General features: G+C 42.8%; 20 protein-coding genes and 1 pseudogene. 17 read left to right on the top strand and 4 right to left on the bottom strand.

What is annotated here, in order from left to right; translation table 11 throughout:
• Positions 1–11: 11 nt before the first annotated feature.
• The 13 genes from dhaL (at position 12) to B9Y67_RS07035 (ending at position 16572) form a co-directional block, all read left to right on the top strand.
• On the top strand, positions 12–632 hold the full coding sequence (dhaL, locus tag B9Y67_RS07095; protein ID WP_085506051.1) for a dihydroxyacetone kinase subunit DhaL: 621 nt from the start codon (positions 12–14) through the stop codon (positions 630–632).
• A 3-nt stretch (positions 633–635) separates the two neighbouring features.
• Complete coding sequence (dhaM, locus tag B9Y67_RS07090; RefSeq protein WP_085506050.1) at positions 636–1007, top strand: dihydroxyacetone kinase phosphoryl donor subunit DhaM; 372 nt, start codon at positions 636–638, stop codon at positions 1005–1007.
• A gap of 272 nt (positions 1008–1279) precedes the next feature.
• Positions 1280–2236 carry a bile acid:sodium symporter family protein gene (locus tag B9Y67_RS07085; protein ID WP_085506049.1) on the top strand — a complete coding sequence of 319 codons (957 nt, stop codon included), beginning with the start codon at positions 1280–1282 and terminating at the stop codon, positions 2234–2236.
• Between the two features lie 360 nt (positions 2237–2596).
• On the top strand, positions 2597–4519 hold the full coding sequence (locus tag B9Y67_RS07080) for a BglG family transcription antiterminator (RefSeq protein WP_085506048.1): 1923 nt from the start codon (positions 2597–2599) through the stop codon (positions 4517–4519).
• 96 nt (positions 4520–4615) lie between these two features.
• Positions 4616–6562 carry a PTS fructose transporter subunit IIABC gene (locus B9Y67_RS07075; protein ID WP_085506047.1) on the top strand — a complete coding sequence of 649 codons (1947 nt, stop codon included), beginning with the start codon at positions 4616–4618 and terminating at the stop codon, positions 6560–6562.
• 387 nt (positions 6563–6949) lie between these two features.
• On the top strand, positions 6950–8161 hold the full coding sequence (locus tag B9Y67_RS07070; RefSeq protein WP_085506046.1) for a threonine synthase: 1212 nt from the start codon (positions 6950–6952) through the stop codon (positions 8159–8161).
• Positions 8162–8239: 78 nt separating this feature from the next.
• A complete protein-coding gene (locus tag B9Y67_RS07065; protein WP_085506720.1) occupies positions 8240–8950 on the top strand; it encodes a cysteate racemase in 711 nt (236 codons plus the stop codon).
• A 128-nt stretch (positions 8951–9078) separates the two neighbouring features.
• Positions 9079–9933 (top strand): alpha/beta fold hydrolase, encoded by an 855-nt coding sequence (locus tag B9Y67_RS07060; protein WP_085506045.1) that lies wholly within the window; start codon positions 9079–9081, stop codon positions 9931–9933.
• Positions 9934–10033: 100 nt separating this feature from the next.
• Complete coding sequence (locus tag B9Y67_RS07055) at positions 10034–11230, top strand: iron-containing alcohol dehydrogenase (protein ID WP_085506044.1); 1197 nt, start codon at positions 10034–10036, stop codon at positions 11228–11230.
• Between the two features lie 27 nt (positions 11231–11257).
• On the top strand, positions 11258–12718 hold the full coding sequence (locus tag B9Y67_RS07050) for a CoA-acylating methylmalonate-semialdehyde dehydrogenase (RefSeq protein WP_085506043.1): 1461 nt from the start codon (positions 11258–11260) through the stop codon (positions 12716–12718).
• A gap of 286 nt (positions 12719–13004) precedes the next feature.
• Positions 13005–13892: an endonuclease/exonuclease/phosphatase family protein gene (locus B9Y67_RS07045; protein WP_085506719.1), complete on the top strand. Its 888-nt coding sequence runs from the start codon at positions 13005–13007 to the stop codon at positions 13890–13892.
• A 2-nt stretch (positions 13893–13894) separates the two neighbouring features.
• Positions 13895–15664 (top strand): glycoside hydrolase family 3 protein, encoded by a 1770-nt coding sequence (locus B9Y67_RS07040; protein WP_369668744.1) that lies wholly within the window; start codon positions 13895–13897, stop codon positions 15662–15664.
• A 20-nt stretch (positions 15665–15684) separates the two neighbouring features.
• Positions 15685–16572 carry an alpha/beta hydrolase gene (locus B9Y67_RS07035; protein WP_085506042.1) on the top strand — a complete coding sequence of 296 codons (888 nt, stop codon included), beginning with the start codon at positions 15685–15687 and terminating at the stop codon, positions 16570–16572.
• Between the two features lie 207 nt (positions 16573–16779).
• Here B9Y67_RS07035 and B9Y67_RS07030 read toward each other — a convergent pair whose 3' ends face one another.
• Positions 16780–18126 (bottom strand): glycosyltransferase family 2 protein, encoded by a 1347-nt coding sequence (locus B9Y67_RS07030; protein ID WP_085506041.1) that lies wholly within the window; start codon positions 18124–18126, stop codon positions 16780–16782.
• Between the two features lie 199 nt (positions 18127–18325).
• Here B9Y67_RS07030 and B9Y67_RS07025 point away from each other — a divergent pair, with 199 nt between their 5' ends.
• The 3 genes from B9Y67_RS07025 to B9Y67_RS21200 all read left to right on the top strand — a co-directional run bounded on the left by B9Y67_RS07025 (position 18326) and on the right by B9Y67_RS21200 (position 19755).
• Positions 18326–18496: a carbon storage regulator gene (locus B9Y67_RS07025; RefSeq protein WP_085506040.1), complete on the top strand. Its 171-nt coding sequence runs from the start codon at positions 18326–18328 to the stop codon at positions 18494–18496.
• Between the two features lie 78 nt (positions 18497–18574).
• Positions 18575–19297 (top strand): flagellin N-terminal helical domain-containing protein, encoded by a 723-nt coding sequence (locus B9Y67_RS07020; RefSeq protein WP_085506039.1) that lies wholly within the window; start codon positions 18575–18577, stop codon positions 19295–19297.
• Positions 19298–19521: 224 nt separating this feature from the next.
• Positions 19522–19755: a flagellin gene (locus tag B9Y67_RS21200; protein WP_441007550.1), complete on the top strand. Its 234-nt coding sequence runs from the start codon at positions 19522–19524 to the stop codon at positions 19753–19755.
• Between the two features lie 26 nt (positions 19756–19781).
• On the opposite strand, the gene B9Y67_RS07010 is transcribed toward B9Y67_RS21200, so the two are convergent.
• The gene (locus B9Y67_RS07010) at positions 19782–20726 is read right to left on the bottom strand and encodes a hypothetical protein (protein ID WP_085506038.1); all 945 of its coding nucleotides are present in this window, start codon (positions 20724–20726) and stop codon (positions 19782–19784) included.
• A 69-nt stretch (positions 20727–20795) separates the two neighbouring features.
• Here B9Y67_RS07010 and B9Y67_RS20635 point away from each other — a divergent pair, with 69 nt between their 5' ends.
• Positions 20796–20936 (top strand): hypothetical protein, encoded by a 141-nt coding sequence (locus tag B9Y67_RS20635; protein WP_176223927.1) that lies wholly within the window; start codon positions 20796–20798, stop codon positions 20934–20936.
• Positions 20937–21134: 198 nt separating this feature from the next.
• Here the strand turns inward: B9Y67_RS20635 and madM are convergent.
• Positions 21135–21899 (bottom strand): annotated as a pseudogene (gene madM, locus B9Y67_RS07005) (malonate transporter subunit MadM).
• Entirely contained in the window at positions 21880–22296 is a 417-nt protein-coding gene (gene madL / locus B9Y67_RS07000) for a malonate transporter subunit MadL (RefSeq protein WP_085506037.1), read from the bottom strand. The pseudogene madM and the gene madL overlap by 20 nt, the downstream one beginning before the upstream one ends.
• Between the last annotated feature and the right edge of the window lie 309 nt (positions 22297–22605).

The raw sequence follows: 22605 nt of genomic DNA, 5'->3' as shown, positions 1-22605 counted from the left end.
GAGGTAAGCTTATGACATTCACAGCCGAACAAGCTCTCAATTGGATTTCGAAAAGCAATGAAAAAATACAGGATAATAAAGACTATTTGTCTGAATTAGACCAGGCAATCGGAGACGGCGACCATGGCATCAACATGGCACGGGGCTTCGATGAGGTCGTCAAGAAGCTCGATGGCAATGATTATGGACAAGTCGCTGACGTTTTGAAGGATGCAGCGATGACATTAATGTCAAAAGTAGGAGGTGCCTCCGGACCGTTGTTCGGCACAGCATTTTTGAAAATGTCAATGGCAGTGAAAGGTGAAGAGACTGTAGCGTATGATGCTTTTGTCAAAGGGTTCGAAGATGCGGTAGCTGGCATCAAACAACGCGGCAAAGCGGAAGAAGGAGAAAAGACGATGGTTGACGTCTGGTCTCCGGTGGTGGAGCGGATGAAAGATGCGGATGACTTTGATGCCAGTGTCATCCGTGATAACGCCCAGTCGTCGATGGAAGCAACAAAAGATATCGTAGCGACAAAAGGCCGTGCCGCTTACTTGAAGGAAAGGTCGAAAGGGCACCTCGATCCCGGATCAGTTTCTTCCTATTATATATTTGAAGCGCTGGCCGAAAGCTTGGCAGAGGGGGCGTAGACGATGGCAACTGTAGGAATCGTGATTATATCACACAGTGAAAAAGTTGCTGGCGGGGTCAAAGATATCCTCGAACAGGCCGTCGGGCAGGTTACCGTGGAAGCAGCCGGTGGCACGGAAGATGGCGAAATCGGTACAAGCCTCGAAAAAATCCAAGGAGCGATAGAAAATGTTCATAGCGCTCAGGGAACGGTCGTTTTTTATGATCTTGGCAGCGCGAAGATGAATGCCGAGATAGCAATTGAAATGCTTGAACTGGATAATGTACATTTGGCGGAGGCGCCTGTGCTGGAAGGAGCCTATCTGGCTGCGGTGGAAGCCAGTATGGGGCGATCTTTGGACGAGATCGTGAGTGCGTTGGAAAAAGAGTATTAAGAAAACTATGGAGCCTTAGGAAAGAAATTTCCCGAGGCTCTTTTTTATATATTATAAATATTTATTGATAAGATTAAGACGCACATTTAAAAGCGTAAACTAGCACGATTAGCTCTGCCACTCACATGATTGCGAGCACAGCAAAAACTAGCAATAACATATTCATGCTGATACTTTTCAACAAGTCATTCAGATAGAGTGATAAATTTTGTTTATGATATGATAGTAATAATTTACATAATGTGCGCTATCACCTAAAGGAGCAGGACATCATGCTGCAAACTTTCAATATCTATCTACAAAAAATCATGCCATATATGACACCTACTGCCGTAGTAATAGGTGTTCTTTTTGCTGGGGCTCTGGAACATTTTGTTTTTCTTGTTCCCTGGATCTTTGCACTCATGACTTTTTCAGGGAGCCTCGGATCCAACTTCAAAGATTTGAAAAGTGCCCTCCGCCATCCTTTGTCTTTGATTGTCTGTTTAGTTATTTTACATATCATCATGCCGGTTATTGCGCTTGGAACAGGATTATTACTTTTTCCAAACGATATGAACACCACAGTCGGCCTGCTGCTATCTTTTGTTATCCCGACCGGAATCACCAGCTTGATCTGGGTGTCCATCTATAAAGGCAATGTCGTGCTGACTCTATCTATCATTCTATTAGATACATTACTGGCCCCGTTTATTATTCCCCTTGTATTGAAAGTGTTCGTAGGGAATTCTATCGAGATGGATGTCATTGAAATGATGGAGGGGCTGCTTTGGATGATTGTCATCCCTTCCTTGATTGGGATGCTGGTAAATCAATATGCTAAAAAAAGTGTTACATTAACACTGGAGGCTAACCTTGCTCCATTTACAAAGTTAGGAATCGGGGCAGTAGTTGCTATTAACAGCTCGGCTGCTGCTCCTTATTTGAAAAATATAGATACGAAGCTGCTACTGATTGCTGTTACGGTGTTTAGCTTAGCTGTCGCTGCCTATCTGATCGGTTATTTTTCCGGAAAACTGTTGAAGCTGGACCAGGGCTCGGTTGTCTCGCTTACTTTTAACAGTGGAATGAGAAATATCAGTGGGGGAGCGGTTATCGCGATCACTTATTTTGCTCCGCCTGTCGTTGTGCCGGTTATCGTAGGGATGTTGTTCCAGCAGGTACTGGCTTCGTTTGCTGGAAGCTTTATGGCGAAATATTCTCTAAACCCTGTAAAAGAAAGTCTGTGAGTTAAGGGAGCATAATTTGAGGTTTTGTGAGCAGGGATTAATCCTGTTCTTTTTGGGCCGAATGAGAGACAAATGAAGCAATTGTGAGCAAATAAGAACGTTTGATAGAAGCACATCAATGTATGATAGACAATTTGGAATGAAAGAGAGACAAATTCGAATATAATAGAGTCAATATTTAAATTATATGAGCAATGAAACTCATATGATAGACAACTTATTGTTGATTAAACGTTTGATCTAATCTTCAACAAAGATGGTTTCTGTCGAAAAATAAGTTGTGTATTTATAGTGGTTTGTCGATACAGCACCTATCGGGTAGAATGAAGGTGATTTCAAAGAAGGCAGCAGGTGGTTGATATGAACGACAGACAAAAAGAACTAGTCCGCATTTTGGCTCTTCATTCAGATGAATATAAACAGGTGAACGAGCTGGCAGGCACACTGAATTGCTCCGAAAAAACGGTTCGTAATGACCTGAAAGAGGTGGAGGCGTTTTTGACGGAGTACCCGGCTGCTTCGTTGATTCGTAAACCTGGGCTAGGTGTCCGCCTTTCCATCAGCCAGGACGAGAAGTCGAGTCTGTTTGATCGGCTGTATCAGTCTGAAACGAAGTCGGAAGAAGATCGCCTGCTTGAAATAACATATCATTTACTGGTCAACGACCGGGCTGTTACGTTGACGCAGTTGGCTGATAGTTATTTTGTGAATAAAAACGTTATTAAAGAAGACTTGGAAATTATTTCCCGCTGGCTTGATCGGTTTGATTTGCAGCTGATTTCCAAGCAGCGGCTGGGGCATATCGTGCAGGGTGGAGAGCTGCAGAAACGAAATGCGTTAGCCCGTCTTCCTGAACTCACGTCAGCACGTTCAGGTAAAAACAAAGATATTCTTAACTTGTTCCCTGCTTATGAAGTGAAAATAGTCAGGGACTTCCTGAAAGATATGCAGCATCACTTTTCTGTATTGACGAGTGAAGGGGACTATGAAAGCCTGTTGATTCACGCGCTTGTCATGATTAAACGGACGGCCCAGCATGCTCCCATCGAACTGAAAGATACAGAAAAAGCCTCCGTTCAAGAAACAGAGGAATATGGAATTGCGACTTGGTTTATCAAACGACTCGAGCGTGAACTAAAGATGAAGTTCCCGGAAAATGAGCAGACTTATTTCGCACTTCACCTCGTAAGTAGTAAAGGAGTACACTATCCTAAAAAAGAAAAGGGCTCCGGGGTAACGGAAATCGTGAGCCAGTTGATCGCTAAAATGGAGAGGCTTACACTCGTGGATTTTACCACGGACCAAACTTTGGTCGATGGGCTGCATACGCATATGGAACCGACGATCAGCCGGGTGCAATATGGCTTTACGATTCAAAATCCGTTGTTAAGCGATATAAAGAAAAAGTATCCGTATATGTTCAGCATGGTAATGCTTGCCCTGGAAGAAATAGAAGAAACGTATGAGCTTTCCTTTCCTGAGGAAGAAGCAGCTTATTTAGTGCTCCATTTTCAAGCAGCGGTCGAGCGCCTGCAGCAAAAAAGAAATACAACAAAAAAGGTCCTGATTGTCTGCGACCTTGGTGTCGGTATGTCGCATTTGCTTCAGGCCAAACTCGAACAATCTTATACTGGCTTTGACATTATTGGAAGCGTGGGGCAATGGCAAGTAAAAGAAATACTGAAGCAGCAGCCTGTAGACCTCGTAATTTCTACCAGATCATTGCCTGGCGTAGAAGTGCCAAATTTGGTAATTTCTCCGCTACTTGAAGCCCGGGACAAAAAGCGCTTGGATGATTTTTTACAAGCGATGGAAAAGGAAAACCATTCCGAATACGGGCTGGATGGCTTAGTTCGGCTATTGGATGAGGCTTTCATCTACCTGGATGTCCAATCAGAGCATCGTTTTAAGGTTGTCGAATTACTGGCTAGTGGCTTAATGGAAAAAGGAAGAGTCACTTCACTCTTTCCCCATAGTGCCATAGCAAGAGAGCGATCTTCAGCAACGTCGATTGGAGGCGGCATAGCGATTCCCCATGCTCATTCGGAAGAAGTCCACCGGTCAACCGTCGCCATGGCGGTATTGGAGGAACCTCTGGAATGGGGAACAGAACATGTGTCTGTTGTATTTCTTTTGGCTATTGCAAAAGATGACCAGCATATGACCAAACCGCTTATCCAGGCAATTTCCAGCCTAAGTGAAAGACCGGAAATTCTTCAGGATTTGATAAAAGCGAGGAACGCTAGCGAAGTTATTGAAATTCTAGCCTCCTTCTCTAAATAATTCATTTTTACCACAGCTCCGGTAAAAATGAATTATTTTTTATGGCGAAAAATGTCGTATCCTAAAGTTACAACAAATAAGTGAGGGGGAAACGACATGAAAATACTAGCTGTAACCGCGTGTCCGGTGGGTATCGCTCATACGTATATGGCTGCTGAAAACTTGCAAAAAGCAGGCGAAGAAATGGGCGTCGATATCAAGGTTGAGACACAAGGTTCGATTGGGGTAGAAAATGCGTTGACCGATAAAGATATTGAAGAAGCAGACGGCATCATCATTGCCAGTGACAAAGAGGTTTCCAAGGAGCGCTTCATTGGTAAAAAACTGATCGTCGTTGGGGTTCAGGAAGGTATCCGCCAGCCTAAAGAGTTGATCCAGCGAATTCAGGACGGAAATGTATCCGTTTACAAGGCGGGGATGGCTTCTGTTGCAGAAGCGAAGAATCAAAAGAAAGAAAAAGAAAATCCTATATATCGCCATTTGATGAATGGGGTATCATACATGATTCCGTTCATCGTTGTTGGTGGTCTATTGATAGCGCTGGCATTGGCGCTTGGAGGCGAGCAGACACCTGGTGGCCTCGTCATTCCGGAAGGTTCTTTCTGGAAGCAGATTGAAGCGTTAGGTGGCGCGTCGTTTACCTTCATGGTGCCGATTCTAGCAGGGTTTATTGCCTATAGTATCGCGGACCGGCCAGGCCTGGCGCCAGGTATTATCGGTGGTTATATTGCCGCTGACGGAAGCTTTTACGGAAGTGAAGCAGGAGCAGGTTTCATCGGCGGTATCATCGCTGGGTTCCTTGCTGGTTATGTTGTATTAGCTATTAAGAAAATTAAAGTACCACAGGCTGTCCAGCCAGTCATGCCAATCATTTTTATTCCAATATTAGGGTCATTGACAGTCGGGTTGTTGTTCATTTTTGTTATTGGTGCTCCAGTTGCAAGTATATTCGAAGGACTTACCGCATGGCTCGAAGGCATGCAAGGTACAAGTTCGATCGTATTGGCAATGATTCTTGGGGCTATGATTGCGGTCGATATGGGAGGTCCGTTTAACAAGGTTGCCTTCTTATTCGGGGCTGCCATGATTGGAGAAGGAAACTACGAGATCATGGGACCGATCGCTGCCGCTATCGCTATTCCGCCGATCGGCATGGGACTTGCGACTTTTATCAACAAAAAGAAATACCAGCAGTCCGAGCGTGAAACAGGTAAAGCTTCGTTCACCATGGGGTTATTTGGAATCACAGAAGGCGCGATTCCTTTCGCAGCACAAGACCCGCTGCGTGTTATACCAAGCATCATCGTCGGGTCGATGACGGGTTCTGTTATTGCAATGATGAGTAATGTCGGCGACCGTGTCGCTCATGGAGGTCCGATTGTGGCCGTGCTCGGTGCAGTAGATAACGTGTTGATGTTCTTTATCGCAATCGCGGTGGGTGTTGTCGTTACCGCGTTCCTCGTCAACTTCCTCAAAAAAGATGTGGCAGTAGCAGGAGTGCCTACGGGAGAGGCTGCAGTTACCGAGCAGCCAGCGGAAGAGCCAGCTGTGAAAGAACCAGAGCAGGAGGAACAGCCAAAAGAAATCAACAAGCTTACGGATATAACTACGCCAGAATTGATCAACATTGATCTGGAAGGCTCTTCACGAGATGATGTGATTGATGAATTGATTCAGACATTGGATACAGAAGGCGTCCTTGATTCCAAAACGGAATTCAAGCAGGCAATTATTAATCGCGAACAGGAAAGCAGCACAGGACTTGGGATGAACATCGCCATCCCACACGGAAAATCGTCCGCTGTCAAAAAGCCCGCTGTCGTATTTGGCATTAAGCGTGATGGTGTCGACTGGAACAGCATGGACGGAACAGATGCGAAATTGATCTTTATGATTGCTGTACCAAAAGAACGTCAGGGTGATGATCATTTGAAGATTTTGCAGATGTTGTCCCGTCGTTTGATGGATGAGAAATTCCGCGAAGATTTATTGCATGTGAAGACTAGGGAAGAGGCTTATCAGTTGTTAGAAACGATACGGTAAAAAGGAAGCGAGCAGATTAATATCTGCTCGTTTTTTTAAACTATATCCTTATTAAATTAGGAAGAAATAGAATATTAATGTTTATTCCACACTTGATTGAGGAATTTAATTAAATAGTAATTATTTAGCAGTTTGTGTATGTAGCTTTTGTTTAGAGATATATTTTTGCTTCTTTATAGAACTTATTGTAATATTACAATAGCAAAACAAGGGATCTTTAACCGCCATAAAATCCCCCGCTATCGTTAAATATTTAATGTATGAATTTATTAAAAAAGTATGTTCAAGGACTGTAAGGTTTGGGTAACTAAACCTTTTCGTCTAGCTGCAAAACAGCTGGATTTTTTTATTCAAAACCTACATACCGATACCCGGAGGAGGATTTTAATGAACTTTTGGTTCGTTTGTAATAGCTGTGGTAAAAAAACTGAATTTCATATAAAAGGAAATAAGTGTACGTGCGGGGGCACATTGATGGTAGAGTATGATCTGGAAAAAGCGGGTCGCACCTTTACTAAAGAAAATTTGAAAGAACGTGAAACTTCGATGTGGCGTTATAAAGAACTTCTTCCAATTGAAAAGGTGGAGAATATTGTTTCTCTGGGAGAAGGATGGACGCCGCTTGTTCGGTTAAATCAAGCAGAGAAGAAATACCCGGTTAAAAAGCTGTGGGTGAAAAGGGAAGAACAAAATCCGACAGGAAGCTTCAAGTCACGAGGGTTTTCTGCTGCTGTATCGATTGCAAACGAATATGGGATCAATAAAGTAGCCGTCAACTCTAATGGTAATGCTGCATCTGCGCTCGCTGCGTATGCCAGCTATGCCGGTATGGACTCCCACGTTTTTGTACCGAAAGACTGCCCCGGATTAATTGTAGAAGAGTGCATTCAATACGGTGCGGAAACCTATTTGGTAGATGGGTTGATCCATAATGCCGGTAAAATTATAGAAGACGGGAAAGAAGACCAGGGATGGTATAATGTTGGTACGCTCAAGGAGCCTGGCCGTGCAGAAGGTAAAAAGACGATGGGGCTGGAGTTAGCGGAACAATTCAACTGGAAACTTCCAGATGTAATCGTCTATCCGACAGGCGGTGGTTCTGGTGTTATTGGAATATGGAATGCATTGAACCAATTGAAGGAACTTGGATTCCTGGAAAGTGAGCTGCCACGAATTGTAAGCGTACAGGAAGCTGGCTGCACACCGGTTGTTGATGCAATAGAAAGTGGAAGTGACTTCAGCTCCCAGCTGGATAATGTAACTTCTAAACCAACCGGCATGCGCGTTCCTAATCCCCCTGATGGGGAACTGATTGTTTCCATTCTTCGCGCATCCAATGGTACGGCTGTATCAGTCTCCAAAGATGAAATTGCTAAAGCGCAGGCTGCCATGGGTAAACAAGGAGTTTCTTCATCGCCAGAAGGTGCGGCAACCTGGGCTGGTTTCGTTCGTTTGGTTGAAAAAGGCTGGATTGGTAAGGAGGATGAAGTGGTTTTATTCAATACTTCTCATGCAATGAAATATCTCCCTTTTAATGAAACGAACGCTCCGGTAATTAAGACATATGAGGATTATGTGAACCACAAAGTGAACGTATAAAGTTGGGATTATTGCCGCTAAGCTTAAATAGGCTTGGCGGTTTTTGCTTTGATCATAGTGTAGGAAAGGGAAATGAATATGGAAAAAACCGTTGGTATCATCGGTGGTATGGGACCATTAGCAACAGTAGATATATTCAATAAGATTGTCAGGATGACGGATGCTAAAATCGATCAGGATCACGTAAGGATCGTAATCGATAACAACCCCGGTATTCCAAGCAGGCAAGATTTCTTTAATGGGATAGGAGAGAGTCCGCTTCCTGCATTAATAAAAACTGCTCGAAGCCTTGAGGAAATGGGAGCAGAATTGATAATTATGCCATGCAACACAGCTCATTATTTCCACAGAGATATTGCTAAAAATACTAAAATTCCATTTATAAATATGCTTGAGGAAACAGCTGGTTATTTCAGCGAGAACTTTACGGATGAAAAGAAAGTGGGATTGCTGGCAACTACGCAAACCTGTGATCTGGGGATCTATGATCACTTTTTAAATGCAAATGGTGTAGAAGTAGTTAAACCTTCTGCAGAAAATCAGGCCTATTTAATGGAAATTATTAATGTGTATATCAAACAAGGTAATATGAACTTTGACCTTGATAAATGGAAAGAAATCATTGAAGAGCTGAAAGAGCAAGGTGTAGAAACTGTTATTTTAGGTTGTACGGAGCTATCGATAGCTTTTGACGTACACCCATTGGAAATCAATACGATCGATCCTACGATAGTACTGGCGGAAGCGGCTATTAAGGCTTCGGGGAAGAAAGTTCTGTCGAGGATTTAGTAAGTTAAATCCATGTAAGAAAGCGAGCAGGTTGGATCTCTGCTCGCTTTACTATTTTTTAAAAATAACTTTTGATTGACCTTTTGTAAGCGTTTTAATACCATGAATGAAAAGAAAGGGGAGAAGATATGTACAAAGGTTCCTTGTATGTCTTTATGTTGTTCTTTGCTGTCTTGATATCCTTGCCGAATCTAGTAAATGCTCATAGTAACGCAGACTTTTTACTAGAACAGGGAACGCCTCCACCAGGAGCGAATGATCCCACATGTGAGCCTTCAGAAGACAAACCGAAACCGATTATCCTTGTTCCAGGTACTTTCGAACGGAGTGCACAGAATTGGGCAGAGCTGTCTCCAGTGCTTGCAAGTAAAGGGAATTGTGTCTATGCCTTGAATTATGGTCTTACCCATGCGGGAGCTTCCACAGGCCCAATTGAAGATTCCGCGCAAGAGTTGAAAGAGTTTGTAGATCATGTACTAGATTTAACCGGCGCTGAGCAGGTCGACATCATCGGCCATAGTCAGGGCGGCATGATGCCCCGGTATTATATTAAAAATCTAGGAGGAGCGGAAGATGTAGATAATCTAATTGCATTTGTGCCTTCCAATCACGGTACCGATGGCATTTTAGGATTCAAGCGATTGAATTCTGATGTATCTGATATCACTTCCTGCACAGCTTGCCAGCAGCAATTGGTGGGCTCAGAATTTCTGGAAAACCTGAATCACGGAGATGAGACCCCGGGTAACGTGTCTTATACCGTAATTACGACAAAATTTGATCAGGTGGTCATTCCTTATAGTTCCGCTTTTCTTGAAGGACCTTCCACACAAGTCTCTAACATCACTATCCAGGATTACTACCCGTTAAACCTCGCGGATCACCAAAGTATTGTCTATGATCCATTATCCTACAAGTTTATGTTTGATGCCCTCACTCATGATGGACCAGCCGATCCGGAGCGGGCTGTAAGCAGTCATTAAACTGCCCTAATTAGATATGTCACTTACTCCAAAAGTAAGTTTTGTTTGTAGTTGATGGTAGATTTTTTCAAATGCATATTTTAAAAAGGGTGTGAGTGAAATGGAGAATTATGCAGTCCTTCGTATGCCGGGAACAATCAATTATGGACGCCATGCTTTTGAAACAGTGGGAAAGGAAGCGCTCCAAAGAGGAAGCAAAGCACTGATAATCAGCGATAAGGTAATGGAGAACCTGGGGTATGTAAGTGAGTGTCGTGATTACTTAACAAAAGCCAGGGTGGATAGTGTCGTTTATGCTGGGATAGAATCAGAACCGATTGATGATTATGTCGAGGAAGGTCTTGAAATTTTTAAAAAGGAAAATTGTGATGTCGTGATTTCTCTTGGCGGGGGCAGCTGTATGGATACCGCAAAGGCAATTTCAATCATAGCCACCAACGGAGGGTATATCGGGGACTATATGGGGGGTAACAAGTTGGCTGAGGAAAAACCGATTCCTCATATTGCCATCCCGACCACTGCTGGTACGGGAGCTGAAGCTACCGATGTGACGGTTATTACCAATACAATAAATGATGTTAAAATGATGATCAAACAGCCTGCTTTTATGCCCGATGCTGCCATTATCGAGCCTTTACTCACAATCTCTTCTCCACAACATGTAACAGCGGCAACCGGAATCGATGCCCTAAGCCATGCTGTAGAGGCATATATTTCAAGACGATCTCATCCGATGACAGATACAATGGCACTGTCAGCGATGAAACTGATTACAGAAAATATCAGAACAGCTTTTCATGATGGTCAAAATATAGACGCAAGAGAAGCGATGGCTTTGGGGGCTTTACAAGCTGGAATTGCTTTTACGAATTCATCGGTTTGTTTAGTGCACGGGATGTCGCGTCCGATTGGGGCATTGTTTCATGTTCCCCATGGATATTCGAATGCCATGCTTTTACCAGCTGTGCTGGAGTACAGTAAGGATTATGCGCGTGAGCGGTTAGCTGATCTGGGGAGGATTTTTTCTCCAGAAGCGGAAGCGTATTCCGACGAGCGGGCAGCCGACATAGCTGTAGCTTCTGTAAAAGAACTTTGCTCCGAGTTGAAGATCCCTAATTTGTGCGGCTGGGGAATTGATAAAGAACAATTTGAAAGCGTTATCAATAAAATGGCTGCTGATGCCTTAATAAGCGGCAGTCCAGCCAATAACCCAAGGGTACCAGAACAGGCAGAGATAGAAGAACTTTATAAGGTCTGCTTTGCGTATGACTTTTCAACGGAAAGCAGTGTGAGATAAGACTTTGAATATAGGAGGTAGAACTATATGACACAAACAACAGTACAAACACTTCAAAATTATATCGGAGGAGAATGGGTGCAGGCGAACTCTGATAAGACCGAACCGGTATACAATCCAGCAACCGGTGAAGTAATCGCACATGTTCCTATTTCTACTGTGAAAGATGTAGAAGATTCTGTGAAAGTAGCTGACGAAGCTTTTCAAGAATGGAAGGAAGTACCGGTGCCGAAACGAGCGCGTATCCTGTTTAAATTTCAACAACTTCTGGTTGAACATTGGGATGAGCTGGCAGAAATCGTGACAATCGAAAATGGTAAAAGCTTTAAAGAAGCTCAAGGGGAAGTGCAGCGAGGAATTGAAAATGTAGAATTCGCATGCGGAGCTCCCTCTTTGATGATGGGGGAGCAGCTGCCTTCGATCGCAGAAGGGCTTGAGTCAGGTGTTTATCGCTATCCGATTGGTGTAGTCGGAGGAATCACACCATTCAACTTCCCTATGATGGTTCCTGCCTGGATGTTCCCGATGGCAATCGCTACAGGTAATACGTTTATATTGAAACCTTCCGAGCGTACTCCGCTGCTAGCAAATCGTCTTGCAGAACTTTTAGAAGAAGCAGGACTGCCAAAGGGTGTATTTAATATCGTACATGGCGCTCATGATGTCGTAAACGGTTTGTTGGATCATAAAGAAGTAGCGGCCATTTCATTTGTAGGCTCCCAGCCTGTTGCTGAGTATGTGTACAAGCGTGGAACAGAAAACTTGAAGCGAGTGCAGGCCTTAGCTGGAGCTAAAAATCATTCGATTGTTTTGAAAGATGCCAATATCGAAAATGCCACTACCCAAATCCTGAATGCGGCTTTCGGATCTGCGGGTGAACGCTGTATGGCAGCTTCAGTTGTAGCGGTTGAAGAATCTGTTGCTGATGAATTCATTGAGCTGCTTACTGACAAAGCGAATGACATCACGATCGGAAACGGCTTGGATGATGGAGTATTCCTCGGCCCCGTCATAAGGGAAAACCATAAGGAACGTACCCTAAACTACATTGAAACGGGTGAGAAAGAAGGGGCAAAACTCGTTCGTGACGGCCGTAATGATGAAGATGCCAAAAGAGAAGGATACTTTGTAGGACCAACCATATTTGACGGTGTTACGACAGAGATGAAAATCTGGCAGGATGAAATCTTTGCTCCGGTTCTATCTATTGCACGTGTAAAAGATCTTAATGAAGCAGTAGCCCTGACTAACCAATCACGTTTTGCTAATGGAGCTTGTATCTTTACAAGAGATGGAGGAAGTGTGCGTCAATTCCGTGAAACCATTGATGCAGGTATGCTGGGCGTGAATATCGGTGTGCCGGCGCCAATGGCTTTCTTTCCATTTTCCGGCTGGAAAGATTCTTTCTATGGAGATTTGCATGCTAATGGGAAAGATGGCTTGGAGTTCTATACTCGTAAAAAAGTCCTGACTACCCGCTGGGTATAAACGGATTTAACATTACACCCCAGGTCCTCCAGAAATTGGAGGACCTGGGGTGTATTTTCATACAAATAGCCTTTGTGCAACGCAAGCCTCCGTAAACCTTTTCATCTACCTCCCTCTAATACTATTTTCTCTATTTAGCTAGAAATATACCTTGTTTGCAAAAGTTTGGTTTTAGTAGTTTCGGAGGATAGATTAAGGTATATAGTTGTATAGACCACTATAACACTGGTTGCTAAACTAAAGTTGTAATTAATTTAAATAGGAAGGGAGAGGGAAATTAGTGTATATGAAGATGACATTTCGTATCGTGTTGTTCGTTATTTTGGTATTTGGTTTGATTGGCTCCCCTGGCAAAAGCTCTGCGAATGACGGGTCAACCAGTGAAAAAGTGGATGTACGAGTCATGAGCTACAATATCCATGCCGGCATTGGTTCAGATGGAGTATATGATAATGAGAGGATTGCACAAGTTATCGAAGACTCAGGTGCTGAAATTATTGCGCTTCAGGAAGTGGATGTCCATTGGGGAGCGAGGAGCAATAATGATGACATCCTTGCTGATTTAGCCGAGCGATTGGACATGCAGTCATTCTTCGCACCGATTTATGACATGGATCCTTATGTTGAAGGTGACCCACGAAGGCAATTTGGCGTAGCCATATTAAGCAAGTATCCAATTGTAAAAGCCATCAACCACGACATCACCAGACTTTCCACACAAAATGACACCCCAGAACCTGCCCCTGCCCCAGGATTTGCAGAAGCCATCATCAATGTTAAAGGCGCACTCGTACCTTTCTATTCCACCCACTTAGACTACCGAGGAGATCCGACCGTAAGAATCATGCAAGTCGATGATATGCTGAATATTTTTGACAACCAGTCTGGTGAAAAAGTATTGCTTGGCGATATGAACGCTACGCCGGAAGCCGCGGAGCTGGCCCCGCTGTTTGATCGCTTCACCGATGCATGGAGTGTAGTAGAAGATGATCCAGGTTATACCTTTTCTGCATTGTCGCCCAGCAAGCGTATCGATTATATTTTTGCCTCTGAAGCTATTGAAGTACGGGATGCAGAAGTTATCGACACGTTAGCATCTGATCACCTTCCAGTGGTAGCAGATTTGTCCCTGAATCGCGGAGAGAACGGCCATATTATCGAAGGGAATGATTAATTTTGAGACAACTTTATAAATCTATTATCGTTTTGATGGCATTTGTTATGCTGATTCCGAGTTTCGCCCATGCATCCTGGGATGATGCCACAAAACCGGGCTGGGATGATGAGGAAGCGAGAAAAGGCTGGATTCAAAGCAAAATTCAGCATATGACCCTGGAAGAAAAAGTCGGCCAGCTATTCATGGTACATGTCTATGGAGAGACCCCTACAGACCCTAACTACGAAGATACGAACTTAAGCCGTAACCGGGGTGCGAAAAATTTCAAAGAAATGATTGAGAAGTACCATATTGGTGGAGTGATCTATTTTAACTGGACAGCTAATATCGGCACCCCAATTGACTTTGAACAAGTCAATGCTTTATCGAATGGGTTACAGGAAATCGCAATGGACCAGCGAATGCCAATCCCACTGATGATTGCAACGGACCAGGAGGGCGGAGTCGTAGCACGGGTGACGGAACCTGCTACTGTTTTCCCAGGTAACATGGCACTCGGTGCGACCAGGTCAACGGATAATGCTCGTCAATCATCAGAAATCATGGGCATGGAACTGATGAGCCTCGGTATCAATATGGACCTTGCTCCCGTGCTCGATGTCAATGTGAATCCTGAGAACCCGGTCATCGGTGTCCGTTCCTATTCGGAAAATCCTGATCTGGTTGCTGACATGGGATCTGCCCAAGTCGAAGGTTACCAAAACGAGAATGTGATGGCGACAGCCAAGCACTTCCCGGGTCACGGAGATACCAATGTTGATTCTCATTATGGACTGCCAATCATTAATCACGATTTAGAGACTTTACATGAAGTAGACTTAAAGCCGTTCAAGGCTGCTATTGATGCTGGAATTGATGCAATTATGCCAGCACATATTGTTGTACCGGCTTTAGATGATTCCGGATTACCGGCTACTTTGTCTAAACCGATTTTGACAAACTTGCTTCGCGAAGAAATGGGATTTGATGGTGTCATCATTACGGACAGCCTAGGCATGTCAGGAGCGAACGTTGTGCCTGCAGATCGAGTACCGGTCGAAGCATTCAAGGCAGGGGCAGACATTTTGCTGAACCCACCGAATGTTCCGCTCGCCTATGACGCGATGATTGAAGCGGTCAAGAGCGGAGAAATTTCTGAAAAACGCGTAGATGAATCAGTTTTTCGAATTTTGGAGACAAAGTTCAAGCGCGGACTTTTTCATGAGGCTGGAGTATCTCCTGAGGCAATTGAAAATATCGGGTTAGAAGAGAACCTGGAGCTTGCTGATCAAATGACAGAGGATAGTATTACCCTTGTGAAAAATAACGATGTACTGCCACTTGATTCAGAAAGTGAAGTTTTCGTGACAGGGCCATCCATAGGAAGTCCTGGTTTGCTTGCTAATCTATTAGGTGAGCGGGGGATAACGGCTGATTCCTATGCTACAGGTACCAGTCCCTCTGCCAGCCAAATAGCTAATGCAGTCGAACAGGCAGCCGATGCAGACACCGTTATTGTTACTGCTTATACCGCAAATACCAACTCAGCTCAACAACAATTGGTCGGTGAGTTGAAGGCAGCAGGGAAAGAAGTTGTTGTCGCTTCAATGCGAAATCCGTATGATATCATGGCTTTCCCTGAAGTTGACGCGAACGTGTTAACATACGGATTCCGCGATATCTCGGTTGAGGCGCTTGCCAAAGTATTGACAGGAGAAGTCAATCCGACTGGTAAACTGCCAGTAACTATCCCTGATCTTTATGAATTCGGACACGGATTATCTTATTAATACAACTAGGAGGTAGCTGCATGTTTCATAAAAGAATTATTTTACCATTTATTCTAATGCTTACTTTGTTGTTCCCGGTATTTTCACAAGCAGATACAGTGACAACACCGAAATCCAGTAACAGCCAGATCATTCATCAAAGTTTTTATTCAGAAACATTGGAGCGGGATTATAACTACAATATCTATCTGCCAAAAGGGTACAAAAACGCTGACCAGCCTTATCCTGTACTTTATTTGTTACACGGCTCAGGTGGAAATGAGTATGATTGGGTAAATGCAGGAGGTATCAAGGAAACAGCGGACCAAATGATGACCAAAGGAGAGATACCTCCTTCGATCATCGTTATGCCAGGCAGTGAAAGCTGGTGGGTAGATGGTTATAACGAACCTGCTGAAACAGCCTTTTTTGATGATTTGATACCGCACATCGATGAAAGCTGGAAAACGGTAGCGGATAAAGAGGGACGTTTAGTTGCCGGCTTATCCGCAGGCGGATATGGGACGGTTAATTTTATTCTGAAAAGGCCTGACATGTTTGCTGCTGGAGCGGCGCTAAGTCCTGCTGTCTATGTTCCACAGCCGCCATCCCATTCATCAGCTATGCATCATCCCACATACGTAAACGAAGACGGTGAATTCGACCCGGAAAAATGGGAAGAACTGAATTATACTCAGTATATCGATGATTACAAACAACAGGATATCAAAGTTCCCCTCTATATTAATACCGGGGACCACGACACATTCGACATCGCTTACCATGCCGCTGTTCTTTACCAAAACTTAAGGGAGCATCAGCCTGATCTGGTTGAGTTTAGAGTGGTCGACGGAGATCATGAATGGAGTGTATGGAAGGAAACCTTACCTGATGCGATGGAATATATGTACAGTTTCATAGAAAGATGATCACTCAAATTTAGTTTTTTCATAAACCTAGAAGCCTTGGCAATTTTCATGGCTTCTTCATTTTGCTCAACAGAAGAGGATTCTTTGAGAACACTCTATCAGAGTCATTCCATCGAATGAAACGAATCTCCTTGTCTTCATGTCAGCATAGATATCATATTAATATAGAAGAAAGCTGCTGGTCTTTATAATGGATCAGCATCTTTTTTATTTCCAAATCCGACGCAGTTGAAATAGCTCTTGTATGTATCCCCATACAGATATAGGAGCCATAACGATTTGATAAGCAGCGATGAAAAGTAGAAAACCCGTGAAGTTCCGGCGAATTCGCAAGCCGAGCTGCTTGAATACATAATTTTTTTGGTAAAAATAAAGCGTGCCATAGCTTACGATAGTGAGAGGCAAAACAAATAACGTCATTGGCCCGACAATCCAGTAATATCCGAATAAGGCAAGAACGAGGCCGGGAATCCAGAAGAGGGTAAACACGATATCGATATATGGCATCGCCAGGTTGACTCCGGTCAAATACTTAGTATAAATCCTCGGTTGCGCCCATGGTTTGATTTCTTTCAAGCCCTCAATCATACCACGAGCCCATCTCGAGCGCTGCCGGGCAAAATGGCGGAATTCGGTTGGGGCATCGGTAAAGGCGACAGCAAGTGGTTCGAAAAAGACGCGATGGTGCATTTTTAACAACCTCCACGTCAACACAATATCTTCCCCGATAGCATCCGGCCAGCCACCGACTTCCTTGACAGCGGATGTGTTATAAAGGCTGAATGCGCCCTGGGCAACCAGTGTTCCCTGGTATAATCCCTGGAGTCGTTTGATTGACGCGATTCCTAAAAAGTAATCCCACTCCTGGATACGCGTCCAAATCGATTCCCGGCTGTTTCTTACCAGCATACTGCCAGCCACCGATACTACATCCGGTGGGCTGGATATCATCCGAGCCATCAAAAAACGTACCGCTGATGGGTGAATCAACGTGTCTGCGTCAAGTGTAATTACATAGGGTGTGGTGACATGCTTTAGTCCATAATTCAGTGCATGGAATTTTCCCGGGGTTGCTTCGAAAAGGTAAGAAATGTTGAGGTTGAATTCTTGTTGAGTTTCTAGCACTTTTTCTTTGGTGCGGTCGCTAGAATTATTATCGATTACCATGACGTGGATATACCCCTTGTAGTCCTGACCATTCAAGTATGCCAAGGTGTTAAGAATAGAATGTTCCTCATTATAAGCGGCTATTAAAATAGTTACAGCCTGATTGGGCCATTCATTTTTAAAGGTGGGTTGTTTATCTAATAGAAGACTCATCACTAGAAATGCATTCAAATAACCAGGAATGTATGCAATGCCGCCAATCATGAGGATAGCAAATGGGTAGGTCAACAAGTCAGCTAAATCGTGTAGCCATGGTAAAGAAATCCAAATGGAAAAAAGCATCCAGAATAATGATACTCCATGCGAAATCCAGAACTTCGTCATTATAGAAAGATAGAAATGATCACTCTTTTTCTGCGGCTCGACAGGATGACTTCTTGGTTCCATCGTTCTCCCCCTCATACGGAATAGATGGTTCTTAAGTAATAGATTACTAGGGAAAATATATCACTATCTAACTTTATATCGGAAATTGTCACCTGTTATATAACTGCTATCATACATTTAATAAAAAATTACTATAATGTTAACAATCTAGTAGGGAAGTCCGATATAAAGAATGAATCATCAGGGAGGATGATTAGCCATGGCGCTTACATTAGGAAGAAAACCGGGCGAAAAATTATATATCGTCGACGAAGACGGTAAAGAAATCGAAATTGAAGTAGTCAAGACAGACGCAAAATTGGATAATTACCTGCGCCTTCGGGTCAACGCACCCCAGGAGTACAAAATTATCCGAGGAGAACTTAGGTAGTGACTCTTTAAAGAGTTATTATAGAGCGAGGCAAATGGACGTGTCTCGTAATTTTAAATCACATGGAGGTAATAAGAAATGAGAATTAATCACAACATTGCAGCATTGAATACGCACCGTCAATTGGGTGCAGCTAACCAGGGACAACAAGCATCAATGGAGAAATTATCTTCTGGTTTACGTATAAATAAAGCCGGAGATGATGCAGCAGGTCTTTCAATATCAGAAAAGATGCGTGGGCAAATTCGTGGTTTAGAACAAGCATCTAAGAACTCACAAGATGGCATTTCATTAATTCAAACTGCTGAGGGTGCGTTAAATGAAGTCCATAGTATTCTTCAAAGGCAAAGAGAACTTATAGTTCAAGGTGGTAATGGAGGAACTTTAGAAACTGAAGATCTTCAAGCTATAAAAGATGAAATAGCGAGCTTGAATTCTGAACTTGATGGGATAGCGGAGCGTTCTGAGTTTAATGGTAAAAAACTACTTGATGGGAATTTTGCCTCAGACTTTCAAATTGGAGCTAATGAAGGGCAAACACTTAATATCGCAATTACTCAAGCAGTAGACTCTACAAATTTGGGAGTAAGTGCATTGGCTCCAGATGGTACGACTGGTCAGTTTGATACAGATATAGGCTTAGTTGATACAGCTATAAATAATATTTCAGCACAAAGGTCAAAATTAGGCGCAACACAAAATCGTTTGGAATTTACAATTAATAACTTAGAGAATTCTGCTGAAAACCTAACTGCTGCGGAATCACGTATCCGTGACGTTGATTATGCTTTAGCTGCCTAAGCAGTGACAAGCACAGTCGTCCTGGCTGGTAACGGTCAGCGATTACAATCGGGTGAATTGCTGGAAACCCCTTAGAGCTTTTTTTGCCACAACGTAGTTGTAAACGACAAGCGTGATGGCTTGAAAAAAGAAAAGATTGGGCAATCAGCAGCCAAACTCCTGTCTCGAAAGAGTGGGGAAGGTTCAACGACTAGGATAGACCATCTAAGGCGAAAGCTATGGTGATGAAATCCGTAGGTGAAACAATGGGGTTCAACATTGTCGATCCGAAGTGCCCGACCCCTACTAGCATACTAGAGGGTGAAGATATAGTCTGGTCATTTATGAAAGTAAATGTTCGCACGATGGCGAAAGAAATGATGAACCAAACGAAGAATTCAATTCTTGGACAAGCTGCCCAGGCCATGTTAGCGCAAGCAAACCAACAGCCTCAGGGAGTACTACAACTTTTACGTTAAAAATCAACGCGCGTAAAGGGCCTCACTTATTGGGGTCCTTTTTCTATTAATAAACAAAGGTGAGCAAGTTGACTATATGTTAATCCTGTGTATTTCTTTAAGCTATATAAATAACTCATATTATTGGAATATATTACTATTTGATAATCGCATCGTTGATATTGGGTTAGGGTGAACTTATTCAGGTAAGGTTCATAAATACCACAAAAAAATTGCCCTTTCTCACAAATATGCCAAAGTTTTTCAAGGTTATTTAATAAATGATTAATGTCCATTGTAGGTTTCTGGGGATGATAACTATTTGGTAAGTATAATGTCGTTCTGTTTGCTGGAAGCTCATAATAAATAAGTTCGTTTATCCAAGTTTTTCTTATCATGCATGGGTTAACATATGAATTTACAAGGTAGAGGAAATAGATAATGGAGGAGCGGTCATATAAAGCTAAACGATTTTTCTTATCCATAGAGAATTTAAGATTTAACTTCTGATGTAATACTTCAATTAATAATAAATTTTCTTTTTCAGTAAAGCTATCTGTAGATAAAATTATTTTCACAGGTTGGTTACTTTCTATTTTTAAGTGACCATCATCTTGATACCACCATGCAAGACATTCATTATTCATACTCTCCTCTATTAAGTCGAAAGGAATTTGTTTTTTTCTACTTTTATACCATTTCTCTTCCAAGAAATTAATTAATGGAGAAGTCCTTGATTGGCATTGGACGGATTCGCTATAGCCTTTTTTTAGGCGGCCATCTTTTACTTTCCTATACTTTGGCGGACTCAAAGGAAGAACAGGATTCAATTTATCATAACAATAAAAACTCCATTCTCGGTCTGTTAAGCGATGAATAAATTGAAACCTAGGTTGTCTGCCACTTTGTATAGTTATGCCTCCATCACCAAGTAATTTCCCAGTTAATCTTGCTTTAAAATTTATAGGTAGAGTATCCCAATTTTTATTCATTGTATTCCCTCCTCACATCACGAACATTCGTTCTTATTATACCATGGATGCTTTTGAGGAGGAACTAACATGGGAGTTGATTTAACGATAATCGGAATGGTTGTCATTTATTGGGGTTATGGTGTTGATTGGCTTCATTATTTTGAAGAAGGTTGCTGCTGGAGGTATTATTTATTTCATTTTAGAAAGCTTGACAGTTGTTTTAGCTAAACGTGGTATTATTTCGTTTTGATGTTTAGTTCCGGTTTATCTCACACTTATCTTTACATTTCCTTCTAAGCTCTTTCACTTTTACTAGCTGTCCTACTGATATGGATGTACTTGAAGATTTAGATACTAAAGTAAAAAGTAGAATAACAAAGTTAACCCCCGGACATCCAGATAGTGGGTATTCCGGGGGATTTAATTTTATCCAAATATGGCTCTGGTAATCAAAAACAAAACAGAAGGAGCAAGCAGACATCCTATCCCCGTATAAAACGTAGCTGTCATAGCTCAGTATGGTACCAGTTTAGGGTCTGTGGCAGCTAAACCACCGGCAACCCCGCTGGTTGTTCCCATAAGACCTCCATATACAATAGCGGAGCGAGGGTTGTTCAGTCCGATATACTTTGCTATGAAAGGTGTGCCGATCATTGTCAAAATAGATTTTACCAGCCCGGCTGCAATACTTAGTGTAATAACGGCTGAGCTTGCTCCAAGAGCAGAACCTGTAACAGGTCCAACTATGTAGGTTCCGGCTCCAGCACCTATTGTGGTTAAGCTGACTGCATCTGTGTATCCAAATGCTAAAGCAACGGATACCCCTACTACAAATGAAACCACTACTCCAAAAAGGAGAGAAATAATGCCGGGTAATCCCGCTTTTTTCATTTCATCAATGTTTGCACCGAAAGCGGTAGCAACAATCGCAAAATCTCGAAGCATACCGCCGCCCATAATTCCAATGCCTGCGAAAATCCCGACATCTGACAATCCGTTTTCTCCCCCGGTAGTTACACCGCCGAAATAGGCTAGTACAAGTCCAACGATAATAGCAACCGCCGAGCCATGGAACTTCCCGTTAGTAAGCTTGTCAGAAATGAGGTAAGAAATATACATGGTAACCCCAATTACCGCAAAAGACACTACCAGACTGTTATCTTTAAAAACCTCACTTAGCATCTCGAACATGATTGTCGCCTCCAATCATCTCAGGCTTTAAATCGCTTTCTTTTTCTCTTCCTATTTTGCTTAACAGTGGAACCATTGCCCAGCTGACAGCTACCACAGCAACTCCGGCTAAAATCGCGACAGGACCTCCATCTAATGCTGCCACGACATTTTGTTTTGCGGCCATCGCGATAACAATTGGGATATACATGGCACTCCAGAAGGCAACACCTTCCTGAGATTTTACTGTCAATTTCTTATTCCGCTTCAGATAATCGACTAACAAAACAAGCATTAACATGGCAATACCTACTCTGCCTACGTTTGCATCAACCCCAACCATTACACCCAATAATTCTCCGAGAAAAGTTCCTGCCAGTAAACATATCGCTAATAATGCAACTCCATAAATAACCAACTAACTCCCACCTCTCTATTTTTAAAAATTACCCATGGCGATTACGACTGATCCATAAATTCCAAAATAGATATAACGAAGTATGCAAGTTCTTAGCTGGCTATTTTTCAAAGGGGTGTGTACGACGACTTAGTATGGAAAAATTTCATCCCTCCTTAGGTAAGCGTTTTCATTTAAACAGACGGCAATCAACTGTCGACTATATTTTTCACTATAAAGGGGATGTAAACATAAATCAATAACTTTTTTAAATTTTCTAAATATATTGAATGTTGGTTAAACGTCGTGTTATAATTTAAATCGACAGTC

This window comes from Thalassobacillus devorans, from assembly GCF_900176565.1.
Lineage (GTDB): Bacteria > Bacillota > Bacilli > Bacillales > Halobacillaceae > Thalassobacillus > Thalassobacillus devorans_A.
Note: the sequence above shows the minus strand (reverse complement) of the source record. Positions and strands in the feature narration are given on the sequence as shown.

What these genes read in the sequence shown, in the direction of transcription:
- B9Y67_RS07085 (WP_085506049.1), top strand. Translation starts at nt 1,280, where the DNA reads ATGCTGCAAACTTTCAATATCTATCTACAAAAAATCATGCCATATATG.
- B9Y67_RS07035 (WP_085506042.1), top strand. Translation starts at nt 15,685, where the DNA reads ATGTTTCATAAAAGAATTATTTTACCATTTATTCTAATGCTTACTTTG.
- B9Y67_RS07055 (WP_085506044.1), top strand. Translation starts at nt 10,034, where the DNA reads ATGGAGAATTATGCAGTCCTTCGTATGCCGGGAACAATCAATTATGGA.
- B9Y67_RS07075 (WP_085506047.1), top strand. Translation starts at nt 4,616, where the DNA reads ATGAAAATACTAGCTGTAACCGCGTGTCCGGTGGGTATCGCTCATACG.
- B9Y67_RS07065 (WP_085506720.1), top strand. Translation starts at nt 8,240, where the DNA reads ATGGAAAAAACCGTTGGTATCATCGGTGGTATGGGACCATTAGCAACA.
- B9Y67_RS07060 (WP_085506045.1), top strand. Translation starts at nt 9,079, where the DNA reads ATGTACAAAGGTTCCTTGTATGTCTTTATGTTGTTCTTTGCTGTCTTG.
- B9Y67_RS07080 (WP_085506048.1), top strand. Translation starts at nt 2,597, where the DNA reads ATGAACGACAGACAAAAAGAACTAGTCCGCATTTTGGCTCTTCATTCA.
- B9Y67_RS21200 (WP_441007550.1), top strand. Translation starts at nt 19,522, where the DNA reads ATGAAATCCGTAGGTGAAACAATGGGGTTCAACATTGTCGATCCGAAG.
- B9Y67_RS20635 (WP_176223927.1), top strand. Translation starts at nt 20,796, where the DNA reads ATGGGAGTTGATTTAACGATAATCGGAATGGTTGTCATTTATTGGGGT.
- dhaL (WP_085506051.1), top strand. Translation starts at nt 12, where the DNA reads ATGACATTCACAGCCGAACAAGCTCTCAATTGGATTTCGAAAAGCAAT.
- B9Y67_RS07030 (WP_085506041.1), bottom strand. Translation starts at nt 18,126, where the DNA reads ATGGAACCAAGAAGTCATCCTGTCGAGCCGCAGAAAAAGAGTGATCAT.
- B9Y67_RS07020 (WP_085506039.1), top strand. Translation starts at nt 18,575, where the DNA reads ATGAGAATTAATCACAACATTGCAGCATTGAATACGCACCGTCAATTG.
- B9Y67_RS07025 (WP_085506040.1), top strand. Translation starts at nt 18,326, where the DNA reads ATGGCGCTTACATTAGGAAGAAAACCGGGCGAAAAATTATATATCGTC.
- B9Y67_RS07010 (WP_085506038.1), bottom strand. Translation starts at nt 20,726, where the DNA reads ATGAATAAAAATTGGGATACTCTACCTATAAATTTTAAAGCAAGATTA.
- B9Y67_RS07045 (WP_085506719.1), top strand. Translation starts at nt 13,005, where the DNA reads ATGAAGATGACATTTCGTATCGTGTTGTTCGTTATTTTGGTATTTGGT.
- B9Y67_RS07050 (WP_085506043.1), top strand. Translation starts at nt 11,258, where the DNA reads ATGACACAAACAACAGTACAAACACTTCAAAATTATATCGGAGGAGAA.
- dhaM (WP_085506050.1), top strand. Translation starts at nt 636, where the DNA reads ATGGCAACTGTAGGAATCGTGATTATATCACACAGTGAAAAAGTTGCT.
- B9Y67_RS07070 (WP_085506046.1), top strand. Translation starts at nt 6,950, where the DNA reads ATGAACTTTTGGTTCGTTTGTAATAGCTGTGGTAAAAAAACTGAATTT.